This window comes from Pseudomonas sp. CBC3 (assembly GCF_037967085.1).
Lineage (GTDB): Bacteria > Pseudomonadota > Gammaproteobacteria > Pseudomonadales > Pseudomonadaceae > Stutzerimonas.
Genome location: NZ_JBANEO010000002.1, coordinates 397,302 through 409,700 on the forward strand (window position 1 = coordinate 397,302; position 12,399 = coordinate 409,700).

General features: G+C 58.6%; 9 protein-coding genes. 3 read left to right on the forward strand and 6 right to left on the reverse strand.

Annotated elements, in window-relative coordinates; translation table 11 throughout:
* Positions 1–131: 131 nt before the first annotated feature.
* The 4 genes from V6943_RS09010 to V6943_RS09025 all read right to left on the reverse strand — a co-directional run bounded on the left by V6943_RS09010 (position 132) and on the right by V6943_RS09025 (position 6,514).
* Positions 132–947 carry a DUF6216 family protein gene (locus V6943_RS09010; protein WP_340553275.1) on the reverse strand — a complete coding sequence of 272 codons (816 nt, stop codon included), beginning with the start codon at positions 945–947 and terminating at the stop codon, positions 132–134.
* 181 nt (positions 948–1,128) lie between these two features.
* The gene (locus V6943_RS09015) at positions 1,129–1,929 is read right to left on the reverse strand and encodes a hypothetical protein (RefSeq protein WP_340553276.1); all 801 of its coding nucleotides are present in this window, start codon (positions 1,927–1,929) and stop codon (positions 1,129–1,131) included.
* 111 nt (positions 1,930–2,040) lie between these two features.
* The gene (locus tag V6943_RS09020) at positions 2,041–3,291 is read right to left on the reverse strand and encodes a ribonucleotide-diphosphate reductase subunit beta (RefSeq protein WP_340553277.1); all 1,251 of its coding nucleotides are present in this window, start codon (positions 3,289–3,291) and stop codon (positions 2,041–2,043) included.
* Positions 3,292–3,622: 331 nt separating this feature from the next.
* The gene (locus tag V6943_RS09025) at positions 3,623–6,514 is read right to left on the reverse strand and encodes a ribonucleoside-diphosphate reductase subunit alpha (protein ID WP_340553278.1); all 2,892 of its coding nucleotides are present in this window, start codon (positions 6,512–6,514) and stop codon (positions 3,623–3,625) included.
* A gap of 940 nt (positions 6,515–7,454) precedes the next feature.
* Here V6943_RS09025 and V6943_RS09030 point away from each other — a divergent pair.
* Both V6943_RS09030 and V6943_RS09035 read left to right on the forward strand, forming a co-directional pair.
* Positions 7,455–8,177: a winged helix-turn-helix domain-containing protein gene (locus tag V6943_RS09030; RefSeq protein WP_340553279.1), complete on the forward strand. Its 723-nt coding sequence runs from the start codon at positions 7,455–7,457 to the stop codon at positions 8,175–8,177.
* A complete protein-coding gene (locus V6943_RS09035) occupies positions 8,174–9,775 on the forward strand; it encodes an ATP-binding protein (RefSeq protein ID WP_340553280.1) in 1,602 nt (533 codons plus the stop codon). The genes V6943_RS09030 and V6943_RS09035 overlap by 4 nt, the downstream gene beginning before the upstream one ends.
* Positions 9,776–9,970: 195 nt before the next feature.
* Here the strand turns inward: V6943_RS09035 and V6943_RS09040 are convergent, their stop codons facing one another.
* Entirely contained in the window at positions 9,971–10,687 is a 717-nt protein-coding gene (locus V6943_RS09040; protein WP_340553281.1) for a 4'-phosphopantetheinyl transferase family protein, read from the reverse strand.
* A gap of 47 nt (positions 10,688–10,734) precedes the next feature.
* Positions 10,735–11,643, reverse strand: a complete 909-nt coding sequence (locus V6943_RS09045) for an HTH-type transcriptional regulator ArgP (RefSeq protein ID WP_181102817.1) — start codon at positions 11,641–11,643, stop codon at positions 10,735–10,737.
* Between the two features lie 123 nt (positions 11,644–11,766).
* On the opposite strand from V6943_RS09045, the gene V6943_RS09050 reads away from it, so the two are divergent.
* The gene (locus V6943_RS09050) at positions 11,767–12,393 is read left to right on the forward strand and encodes a trimeric intracellular cation channel family protein (RefSeq protein ID WP_340553282.1); all 627 of its coding nucleotides are present in this window, start codon (positions 11,767–11,769) and stop codon (positions 12,391–12,393) included.
* Positions 12,394–12,399 lie beyond the last annotated feature (6 nt).

Sequence of the window (12,399 nt, forward strand, 5' to 3'; positions counted from 1 at the left end):
GTGGCGCAGTCGGTTGGCGTATTCCTTCGCCGCTCTACGCAGAAAAACAAATCTTCTCCTTTTCCGCGCGCGGTCGGCTGGCTGCATAAGCGCTCGTCTTGGCTTGTGATATGCCAGCCTACATTGCATATCTAAAAAAGCTCTAGTTGTTCTGGGGTTCGAATATAGGTTCGTTTTCTAATTTCATCAGCCATTCTGGCCTTCGAGTAGCTAGCATAGATAACTGTAAGTGTGATTAGGGTAAAGATTAAAAAAATTAGACCAAAAATTCGCTGCTCTAAAATTGTCTCCGATATATAACCATTCTCGGGTTGGGTTAATAGGTCGCAGATAACCTCTTTGTCACGCTTTGATGGAAGGATTCGCTCGCTCTGACAAGCTTCCGAATTAAGCCTCCACTCGAAGAGATTCCATGAATAAGCAGATTTTCCATTAGTCCAAAAAGTTGTTTTGGTTTCCTTAACTGTTAGCAGGGCTTGGCTGGGTATGCCTAGCACCACAATTGGAGTAGAGACTAATAATAGAAAAGTCGCCATTACCAAATTTTCGATTTTCTTTCCTTTTATATTTGGGTCGCGAATTTCACATGTCTTAGCATTAAAATAATTCCTAATTGGAATTATTTGCTCTAATCCGATGCCGTGTTTTTCAAGAAAGTCAATGGATTGGGCGACGTTAGAGTTGCTGGAAAATTTAATCCCGGTTCTGAGTCGTATGCTGTAAAAATCATAAACTTTTTGCCAAGCGTTATCGATGCGCTTGTCAGAAACGCTTTTATTACCTCCTACGATGAAAAGAAGGCGCTGTAGTATAAAGAAGCCAGAGCCTGCTCTCTTCCATGCCCATAAGTAGGCAGCTATAAGTAAAGCGGGAAATATTATAGGCGCGGCAGCCTTGGAGAGCTCAATAAGCTGCGAAGCAATAGAGAAAAATTCTTTCGACTCCATAAAATTCCTGTCGAGTGAATTCTAGACTTCAAGGCTTGCCAAAACTGGCAGCTTGTCCGGTTGGATTGAATGATAGTTACGCTAACTCATCAGGGTCTTGATTTATGCTGCTGCATTGGCGATGCCGGGACCGATGGAAGCAGCGATCATTTTACGCGTTCCGCCTATGATCGCTATCAGACTACTCGCTTGCGGTGGTGGGTATAGGGCATGAGCTTGCAGATGAGCAGATCTTGCTTATTTCTTCATCACTATGCCTTGAGAAAACGAAAAGATAGTTTCCGTCAATCAAGGCGGCAATGCTTTCATTTATTAAAAATAATTTATCGTTATCTTCTGTTTCTAGGGGATTTCCAAACTTTTCAAGAAAAATATTTGTTATGGCTTGTTTTTTTACTTTTTTGCTATCTTCAATTTCGCTGATTGACGGGACGGGGTTTTCTAAGAAATCGAAATCTTCCTCTTTACTGGCGTCTTGATAGTTATCAAATAGAGTTCTGTAGCTAAATCTAATTTCTTTGATTATTTTCTCGCTATTACATTTTGCTGGGTAGTAAATTGCGGATGAAAATAGGCTGTCTTCAATTTCGATTTTTGAGTAGAGGGTGTTTTCGTCAAACTCAAAATTTGGATATGAGGCTTTTATTTTATTGTATGGATCAAATATTTTTAACTCTCTGAATCCCTTGGGTATAGGGTTGTTCAAAGAGAATCTATCTTCGTTTTTGTATTTTTCCGCATCCGACTTAGCGATGTTAATTTGCTTTTCTTTCTCTGCTATGATGCCATCTCTTTCTTTTAGTTCTTCATCTTTCTGTGCGGAAGATAGTTCTAATTTTAGGTTTTGTTCTGTGAGATAAGTTATTTTGTTTTGGTTGTTTTTTTCAATTGCTGGTAAAGCTACGGTGACGAAGAAGGCAGCAGTAGATGCGCATGCTATTGTTGCAATAATTACAGGGTGGTTTTTCCAGTTGTCAGCCATAAAGATTCCTAAAAAACCCCGCGCAAGGCGGGGCTTTTAATCTTTCGCTACCCTGAGCATCGTTAGTCAGGAAAGCGCATCTAATCTGTCCTAACGGCCTGAACTTCGGTATCAATCCCAGCTCAAAGCCCCACCAGTCTGATACTCAATAACCCGCGTCTCGAAGAAGTTCTTCTCCTTCTTCAAGTCCATGATCTCGCTCATCCACGGGAACGGGTTGGTGGTGCCCGGATACTCTTCCTTCAACCCAATCTGCGTCAGGCGGCGGTTGGCGATGAACTTGAGGTAATCCTCCATCATCGAGGCGTTCATGCCGAGGACGCCGCGGGGCATGGTGTCGCGGGCGTATTCGATTTCCAGCTGCGTACCCTGAAGGATCATCTGGGTCGCTTCGTCCTTCATGGCGGCGTCCCACAGGTGTGGGTTTTCGATCTTGATCTGGTTGATCACGTCGATGCCGAAGTTCAGGTGCATGGACTCGTCGCGCAGGATGTATTGGAACTGCTCGGCGGTGCCGGTCATCTTGTTGCGGCGGCCCATGGAGAGGATCTGGGTGAAGCCGCAGTAGAAGAAGATGCCTTCCAGTACGCAGTAGTAGGCGATGAGGTTGCGCAGGAACTCTTTGTCGGTCTCGACGGTGCCGGTGTTGAACTCGGGGTTGGAGATCGAGCGGGTGTACTTGAGGCCCCAAGAGGCCTTCTTCGCGACGCTCGGGATCTCGTGATACATGTTGAAGATCTCGCCTTCATCCATGCCCAGCGACTCGATGCAGTACTGGTAGGCGTGGGTGTGGATCGCCTCTTCGAAGGCCTGGCGCAGGATGTACTGGCGGCACTCGGGGTTGGTGATCAGGCGGTACACGGCCAGCACCAGGTTGTTGGCGACGAGGCTGTCGGCGGTGGAGAAGAAGCCGAGGTTGCGCATGACGATGCGGCGTTCGTCTTCGCTGAGGCCGTCCTTGCTCTTCCACAGAGCGATGTCGGCGTTCATGTTCACTTCCTGCGGCATCCAGTGGTTGGCGCAACCATCCAGATACTTCTGCCAGGCCCAGTCGTACTTGAAGGGTACGAGTTGGTTGAGGTCGGCGCGGGCATTGATCATCTGCTTGTCGCCGACGTGAACACGGGCGGAGGCGCCTTCGAGGTCGTCCAGGCCTTCCTGGATGTCGAGGTCGTCCAGAGCCTTTTTGGCGCGGGCGATGGCAGCGGAGTCGTCAGCGGCAACGGCGCGGGCTTCTTCGACGGAGCCGGCGGCGTCCTGGTCGAGTTTGGCCGGTGCTTCGGTTGTGGCGGCAGCGGTTTGGGGGGCGGCTGTCGCGGCGGTGGTGGTGTCTTCTTCGTCGAATTCGTCCCAGCTCAGCATGGCGGTTTCTCCTGATTGGGGACCGGGTTGGCCGGTCGGGAATGTTTTGGGCTTTTGTGTGTGCACGCAAAAGCGGAAATTGGTGGGCGGTGGGGGCCCATATCGCCGCGGTGTTTCCGATGGATCGGAGTGGTGGCGGATCGCGAGCAAGCTCGCTCCTACAGGTAAATCAAAAGCGGACGCAGCGGCTCGGTGTGAGCGCGAAGCTGAGCGAGGCAGCGCTAGGCGTCTGCCAAGTCGGAGCCCCTGAGCGTACGGCTGTACGTGATGGGGGCCGGCCTGGCGGACAACAACGCGCGGTCCGCTCAGATTCGTGCGTCAGCCAAACTCCTTATTGGCAGGCTTCGCAGTCGGGTTCGTCGATCGCACACGCCTTTGGGACCGGTGCCGGGCCGGCGGACATTTCTGGGGCTGGCGCGGCTTTCGCCGGGGCGGCGCTGTTGCCGCTATTGCCACCGCTGGACACGGCGTTAAGTTTGCCGGTGTTGACGGTGGACTTCTCGGTGCTGGTCGCGGCCAGGGCACGGAGGTAGTAGGTGGTTTTCAGGCCGCGGTACCAGGCCATGCGGTAGGTCACGTCCAGCTTCTTGCCGCTAGCGCCGGCGATGTAGAGGTTCAGCGACTGGGCCTGGTCGATCCACTTCTGGCGGCGGCTGGCGGCGTCGACGATCCACTTGGTTTCCACTTCGAAGGCGGTCGCGTAGAGGTCTTTCAGCTCCTGCGGGATGCGCTCGATCTGCTGGACCGAACCGTCGTAGTACTTAAGGTCGTTGATCATGACCCCGTCCCACAGACCGCGCGCCTTGAGGTCGCGTACCAGGTAGGGGTTGATCACGGTGAATTCGCCCGAGAGGTTCGATTTCACGTACAGGTTCTGGTAGGTCGGCTCGATGGACTGCGATACGCCGGTGATGTTGGCGATGGTCGCGGTCGGCGCAATGGCCATGATGTTGGAGTTACGGATGCCGTTCTTGACGCGGGCACGGACCGGGGCCCAGTCCAGGGACTCGGTCAGGTCGACGTCGATGTACTTCTGGCCACGCGCTTCGATGAGGATCTGCTGCGAATCCAGCGGCAGGATGCCCTGGCTCCACAACGAACCCTGGAAGGTTTCGTAGGCGCCACGCTCGTCGGCCAGGTCACAGGAGGCCTGGATGGCGTAGTAGCTGACCGCTTCCATAGACTTGTCGGCGAAGTCGATGGCGGCATCGGAACCGTAGGGGATGTGCTGCAGGTACAGCGCGTCCTGGAAGCCCATGATGCCCAGGCCCACCGGGCGGTGCTTGAAGTTGGAATTGCGCGCCTGCGGCACCGAGTAGTAGTTGATGTCGATGACGTTATCGAGCATCCGCACGGCGGTGCGCACGGTGCGCTCCAGCTTGGCGGTGTCCAGCTTGCCGTCGACAATGTGGCGCGGCAGGTTGATCGAGCCCAGGTTGCAGACGGCGATCTCGTCCTTGTTGGTGTTCAGCGTGATCTCGGTGCAGAGGTTGGAGCTGTGCACCACGCCGACGTGCTGCTGCGGGCTGCGCAGGTTGCACGGGTCCTTGAAGGTCAGCCATGGGTGGCCGGTTTCGAACAGCATGGAGAGCATCTTGCGCCACAGGTCTTTGGCCTGCAGGGTCTTGTAGTTCTTGATCTTGCCGTATTCGATCAGGGCTTCGTAGTACTCGTAGCGCTCCTCGAAGGCCTTGCCGGTGAGGTCGTGCAGGTCCGGTACTTCGCTCGGCGAGAACAGGGTCCACTTGCCGTCGTCGAAGACGCGCTTCATGAACAGGTCCGGAATCCAGTTGGCGGTGTTCATGTCGTGGGTACGGCGACGGTCGTCACCGGTGTTCTTGCGCAGCTCGAGGAATTCCTCGATGTCCAGGTGCCAGGTTTCGAGATACGCGCAGACCGCGCCCTTGCGCTTGCCGCCCTGGTTGACCGCGACGGCGGTGTCGTTGACCACTTTCAGGAAGGGCACGACGCCCTGGGATTTGCCGTTGGTGCCCTTGATGTAGGCGCCCAGTGCGCGCACCGGAGTCCAGTCGTTGCCCAGGCCGCCGGCGAACTTGGAGAGCAGGGCGTTATCGCGGATGGCGTCGTAGATGCCGCCCAGGTCGTCCGGCACGGTGGTCAGGTAGCAGGAGGACAGCTGCGGACGCAGGGTGCCGGCGTTGAACAGGGTCGGTGTGGAGGCCATGTAGTCGAAGGACGACAACAGGTTGTAGAACTCGATCGCGCGGGCTTCGCGCTGTTCTTCCTCGATGGCCAGACCCATGGCGACGCGCATGAAGAAGATCTGCGGCAGCTCGAAACGCACGCCATCCTTGTGGATGAAGTAGCGGTCATAGAGGGTCTGCAGGCCGAGGTAGGTGAACTGCTGGTCCTGCTCGTGGTTGATCGCGGAGCCCAGCTTGGCGAGGTCGTATTCCTTCAGGCGCGGGTCGAGCAGCTCGAACTCCACACCTTTGGCTACATAAGCGGGAAGCGCCTTGGCGTAGAGGTCAGCCATCTCGTGATGAGTGGCGGATTCGGCGACTTCCAGGAAGCTCAGGGCCTCGGCGCGCAGGGTGTCCATCAGCAGGCGGGCGGTGACGTAGGAGTAGTTCGGCTCACGCTCGACCAGGGTACGGGCGGTCATCACCAGAGCGGTGTTGACGTCGGTCTGCTCAACGCCGTCGTACAGGTTCTTCAGGGTTTCTTTCTGGATCAGCGCACCATCGACTTCTTCGAGGCCTTCGCAGGCTTCGGTGATGATGGTGTTCAGGCGGCCCAGGTCCAACGGCGCCATGCTGCCGTCGGCACGCTTGATGCGGATGCTCGGGTGGGCGTCGACCGGGGCGTCGACCGCGCCGCGCTTGCGCTCCTGGCTGCGGGACTCGCGATAGATCACGTAGTCGCGGGCGACTTTCTGCTCGCCGGAACGCATCAGAGCCAGCTCGACCTGGTCCTGGATTTCTTCGATATGGATGGTGCCGCCGGAGGGCATGCGGCGCTTGAAGGTGGCAGTGACCTGCTCGGTCAGGCGCTGCACGGTGTCGTGGATGCGCGACGAGGCGGAGGCATTGTTGCCTTCCACTGCGAGAAACGCCTTGGTGATGGCGACGGTGATTTTGTCATCGGTGTAGGGGACGACTGTACCGTTGCGCTTGATCACGCGCAGCTGGCCCGGCGCGGTGGCGGCCAGGTCCAGCGTGCTGTCGGCGTGTGGGTTCTCGCGAATGGACTCGTTCTGCATGGGGTCTCCGGATTCTCTCTGTCTCTAACGCGTTAGGTGTCAGGCCTGCTTTATGAGCGGCCTTTTCTCGAACTGAGTGTCTCGAATTACATGTTTCGTATTGCATGAACCATGCCCCGGCGAACCGGCCCATGGGTGACTCAAAACTGGAAACGATCCGGCACCAGGGGTGGCGAATCGAATGTGCCGAAGCATAGTCAGGCGTTGTGAAGTTCACAACCTCAAAACACAACATGTAGTGTGATGCGTTTGGCGCATGCGCTACCGCTGGGCTTGAGCAAAATCAACGTTGGACGCGGCAGCATCGCGATCTGCGGCGGCGATCTATCGCGCCAGGTGCGGGCGCGAGCCGGGTACAAAACAGAGCGAATTATTTAGCTTGCTTTTTTCGGCGTTTGTGTCTGTTTGTCTTTTGACACCCAATATATGGGGTTAAAAGCGCCTGGAGCGACACGATAGTGGGGGTTCAGGCACAGCGCAAGGCGCCCAAAATGAACAACCTGTGGATAAGATGTGGGTGAACTGTGCGCGATCGAGGCGCAGCCCGCGCCGTTTCGGGGCTACGCAAGGTTCGGATGAAATGCGTGCTCAAGTGTGTTTTCAGATGCCTGGCTCTGTTGAATGCAAAACACTATATGTGGTGTTTTGTCAAAGGCGGATTCATTGCGTTTAGCGGCTGCGAGGCGGGTGATTTGACGGAGCGGGCGTGAATACTGGCCTTTTGCCTAGGGCTCCGTGGGCGCAGAGATGTGAAGGCCGCTGCGAAGTAGCCGCTACCACACGTGTAGCGCTCATCGCTGATCGGAGCCCGGCCAAACGAAGGCGTTTTCATGGGAGTGGCTATGCGCGGATCGGGCAGTCAAGCGGAGCACGTCTGCCGCTGCCATCTGCAAGTGCCCTGACGCTACAATGCTGGCCGTTGTCTGGGGAGGGCGCGTTGGTGGATCAAGAGTCTTGGAACATCCTGATTGTCGAAGATGACCAGCGGTTGGCCGAGCTGACCCGCGACTATCTTGAGGGTAACGGCTTGCGGGTTTCCATCGAAGGGGATGGCGCCCTGGCGGCCGGACGCATCATCGATGAACGCCCCGACCTGGTGGTACTCGACCTGATGCTGCCCGGCGAAGACGGCTTGTCCATTTGCCGCAGGGTGCGCCATCGCTATGACGGCCCGATCCTGATGCTCACCGCCCGTGCCGATGATCTCGATCAGGTGCTCGGTCTGGAGATCGGTGCGGATGATTACGTCTGCAAGCCGGTGCGTCCGCGGCTGTTGCTGGCCCGGATTCGTGCATTGCTGCGCCGACGCGAAGGCGTGGAAGTAGCTGCGACCGCCAGCAGCAAACGGCTGCAATATGGCCCTCTGGTCGTGGACAGCGCGCTGCGCGAGGCCTGGTTGCGAGGCGAGGGCATCGAGCTGACCGGTGCCGAGTTCGATCTGCTCTGGCTGCTGACCTCCAATCCCGGGCGGATCATGTCCCGCGAACAGATCTTCGCCGAATTGCGTGGCATCGAATACGACGGGCAGGATCGTTCCATTGACGTTCGTATTTCGCGCATTCGTCCGAAGATCGGCGATGACCCAGATCACCCACGTCTAATCAAAACGGTTCGCGGCAAGGGCTATCTGTTCGTATCCGAAGCGGCTGAAGCGCTGCAGTGAACTCGATTTTCCTGCGCATCTACGGCGGCGTTCTCGCCGTGCTGGTGCTCGTCGGGCTGCTGGGCGTCGGTGGCGTAAGCCTGCTCAACGAGGCGCGCGCCGATCGGCACCGCGAGATGCTCGCCAGCGGGACCTTTCGCCTGATGGCGCACAACATGAGCGGCATGACACCCATCGAACGGCGCCAGGCAGCCAATCTCTGGGGGCGCCTGCTGGGAATTCCGCTGCGAGTTCGTACCTTGGAAGACGTCAGCCTGGAGAGCCGCCTGGAAGCCCGGCTTCTGCGCGGACAGGTGCTGGTGGAGCAAATGCGCCCGCACAGCGTGACGGTCTATTCGCTGGTCAGCGCCGAGGATCGCCTGGTGCTGACCGGTGAGGTGGAGCAGCTCAGCGAGCAGCTCGCACGCGCGACCATTTATCTGCTGATCGACGAGCTGATCCGCTATCCCGAAGCTGAACAACCTCAGCGTCTCGCCGAACTGAAGAAGGCGCGCGGCTTCGGCTACGAGTTGCGGCTGCTGACCCGTGACAATGCCAGCCTCGATGACGATCAACGTCGCCGGCTGGACGAAGGCGACACCGTAATGGCCTTGGTCCGTGGCGGCGAGGCCGTTCGGGTGTTCGCCGCTATTTCCGGAACGCCCTGGATCATGGCGTTGGGGCCGTTGCACCCGATGAACCCTTACCCGCCGCAATTGCTGGTGCTGATCGGCGTGCTGGGGCTGTCGCTGATCGGGCTGACGGTCTATTTGCTGGTGCGCCAACTGGAACGGCGACTGCGTGAAGTGGAAAGCGCCGCCTCGCGCATCGCTGGAGGGAATCTGGAGGCACGTGTGCCGGGTGCCGGGACGGATTCGGTCGGGCGACTGGCGAAGGCGTTCAACGGCATGGCCAGCCACCTGCAGCGCCTCCTGGCCGTGCAGCGGGAAATGGTCAGTGCGGTGGCCCACGAGCTGCGCACGCCGGTCGCGCGGCTGCGTTTCGGCCTGGAGATGGCCGGCTCGGCACCGACCGCGGATGCTCGGGCGCGGTATCTCGCGGACATGGATGGCGATATCGACGACCTCGATCGTCTGGTGGACGAGATGCTGGTCTATACGCGTCTCGAGCGCGGATCGCCTGATCTCACCTTTCAATCGGTCGATCTGAGTGCTCTGGTCGATCAAGTGATCGGAGAGCTGGCGCCGCTTCGGCCTGACGTTCTGGTCGAGCGCGGACCGTGCGTGCCGGCTGAGGATGGCAGCAGTGTCGCCGAGGCCGAGTTTCATTATCTGCGTCGCGCCTTGAGCAACCTGATCACCAACGCCATGCGCCACGCGGCAACGCGGGTTCAGGTGAGCTTCATCATTGACGCCCAGCGCGCACATCTGGTGGTTGACGACGACGGTCCGGGCGTGCCGGAAGATGCCTGGGAGAAGATATTCGCGCCATTCATGCGTCTGGACGACAGCCGCACACGTGCTTCCGGCGGGCATGGGTTGGGGTTGTCCATCGTCCGGCGAATCTCCTACTGGCACGGCGGCCGCTCGCAGATCGGGCATAGCGAACTGGGTGGCGCGCGCTTCAGCCTGGTCTGGCCGCGCAGGCGGCCGGATTAGCAGAGCGCTGCGCTGGGGTGATCAATGCGTCGCGGGACGGGCATCGCTCCGCTTAATTTCACTTGGGCCGGGTATTTCACGCCGCTAGGCGAACAAGTTCGCCCCTACAGTTGGGGCATGCGCATCGTTGGTTTTTGTAGGGTCGAATTTATTCGATCAAGCTCGGTAGGAAGGATATCGCTGCGCTCGATGCTCCTACGAGGGAGGGATGCTGACCAGGCTCAGCAGATAGTCTTCGAACTGCACGAATTGGCCCTCGAGTTCAGCGCCGGCCTTCCATTCATCCGAGAGATCGCTGAGCAGGCGCAGGCGGGCGTGACCGTCGGCGTCATGATGGATGAGCTCGGCTTCCTGAAAGTAGAAGCGCATTTTCACCAGCGGATAGAGCGCCTTGAACAGGCTCTCTTTGATGGAAAAGGTCAGCGTCACGCGTAGCGCCCGCTGTGAGTCGTCCAGCGCTGCATAGCCTTGCAGTTCACGCGGCGTGAGGATCTCTCCGGCCAAACGGTCGGCGCGGGTGACCGGCAGCAGTTTTTCCACATCAAGCCCGAGCCCGCGCCAGTGATCGCTTCGCGCTGCGACGACTGCCGCCCAGCCGGCACCGTGAGTAATGGAGCCAACCACGCCGGTTGGCCAGCAAGGCGATCGATCCTCGCTAACGGCGGGAATGCCCGGCACGCCGGTCACCTTGCGCAGGGCCTCGGAGGCACAGATGCGGCCGGCGAGAAATTCGGTCTGGCGTTTGCTCACCGCGGCCATCGCCGGCAAGCCCCAGCGGTTGAAGTCCTCGGGATCGAGCAGCCCGGGATCGAAGCGGGTGCTGAGCAGGTGCACGCCGGGGAGGGGATGCGGGAGTGGCCAATGTTCGCTCAGCGGGGAGCAGCAGGCGGGATGTTGGGGCGGGCAGTTCATGGGCGCTAGTGTGCCTCAAGCGTCGATACGAGCGCAGTGCCGACGCGTCATGCTCGTGGCTCGGTCGGTCGCGCGAGGATCATAGGCGCCGCTTCGATGATCTGCCGCGACAGGTTTTCCATCCGTGGCGACTGCACCTTCCAAGTGTGCCAGTACAGAGGAATATCCAGCGGCGCCTCCGCAGCCAGATCGACTACTTCACTTTGCGCCAGCGCATCGTGCAGCAGCAGTTCCGGAACCATACCGTAGCCCAGGCCGTAGCGGATCGCGCTGAAGTGGGGCTCGGCGCCGGGCACGTAATGGCAGGGATAGGCGCGTTCCGGCAAGCCCAGTTGGCGCAGCAGGAAAGATGAAGAAAGGCGGTCCTTGCGCGTATAGGCGACCACGGGTGCCTTGCGCGCGGCGTTGCGATTCAGCCCGTTGGGAAAGTACCGCTGGCAAAACTCGCGGGACGCCACCAGGCGATAGCGCATGCTGCCCAGCGGGCTAGCCGTGCAGCCGCGCATCGGTTTGGGTTCGGTGCTGATGCAGCCGATCGCCAGGCCGGTTTCCAACAGGTTGTAGGTGTGATCCTGATCTTCGATGGTCAGGTCCAGCAGCACGCGCTCGCGGATCAGCACCTCGGCCAGCGCCGGGAAGAACCAGGTTCCCAGGCTGTCGGAATTGAGCGCGGCGACCACCATTAGCGGCGCGTCGCTGCGCTCGTCCAGGTCCGCAAGCAGGTCGGCTTCGAGCATGCTGGCGCGCTTGAGGTATTGCAGCAATCGCTGGCCGGTCTCGGTTGGGCGGCACGGTCGGCTGCGCACCACCAATGCATTGCCCAGTGCGCTTTCTAGAGCGCGAACCCGCTGTGAAATCGCCGGTGGTGTCAGGTGTAGGCGCAGCGCAGCCTGTTCGAAACTGCCGGTCTTGATGACCGCTCGGAAGGCTTCGGTCTGCTTCGGATCAAGATTCAAGCTGTGGCTCTCTGATTAAGTAAATATTTGTATAGCCTACTTTTGCTTAGCCATGCCAATTAAGTTCGCGTCTGCCCCATAATTGCGCATCTTCTGCCTGTCCCGCCCTGTTGGAGTTGCCCCGTGACGCTGTTGCATATCATCTATCTGATCGCCATTACTGCTGAAGCCATGTCCGGCGCGATCATGGGCATGCGTCGCGGCATGGACCTGTTCGGTATTTGCGTGCTGGGCACGGTGACGGCGCTGGGCGGCGGCACGGCGCGCGACGTACTGCTCGGGCACTATCCGATCGGCTGGATCGCCAATCCCGAATATCTCGGCTTCACCGTCGGCGCGGCCATCGTCACGGCGATGGTTGCACGGCACATGCATCACCTGCGGCAGGTATTTCTGCTGGTCGACGGCCTGGGTCTGGTGGCTTTCACGGTGATCGGTTGCGGCGTTGCGATGGAAATGGATGTGCATATGTCGATCGTCGTGCTGGCTGGTGTGATCACTGGCGTATTCGGCGGGCTGTTGCGCGACATCCTGTGCAATGAGGTGCCGATGGTGCTGCAGCGCGAGCTGTACGCCACGGTGGCGTTGTTCACGGGTGTGCTCTACGTCGGCCTGCTGTGGCTGGGTATCGGCAACTCCATCGCCTCGGTTGCTGCGCTCTGTGCCGGCTTCCTGTTCCGCGTCCTGGCGATGACATTTCAGTGGAAGCTTCCCGATTTCCAGGGCCGCGACATCCGCGGTCTGGATTGATGGCGG

Coding starts and splice junctions, on each gene's coding strand:
- V6943_RS09010 (WP_340553275.1), bottom strand. CDS start 947: ATGGAGTCGAAAGAATTTTTCTCTATTGCTTCGCAGCTTATTGAGCTC.
- V6943_RS09015 (WP_340553276.1), bottom strand. CDS start 1,929: ATGGCTGACAACTGGAAAAACCACCCTGTAATTATTGCAACAATAGCA.
- V6943_RS09020 (WP_340553277.1), bottom strand. CDS start 3,291: ATGCTGAGCTGGGACGAATTCGACGAAGAAGACACCACCACCGCCGCG.
- V6943_RS09025 (WP_340553278.1), bottom strand. CDS start 6,514: ATGCAGAACGAGTCCATTCGCGAGAACCCACACGCCGACAGCACGCTG.
- V6943_RS09040 (WP_340553281.1), bottom strand. CDS start 10,687: ATGAACTGCCCGCCCCAACATCCCGCCTGCTGCTCCCCGCTGAGCGAA.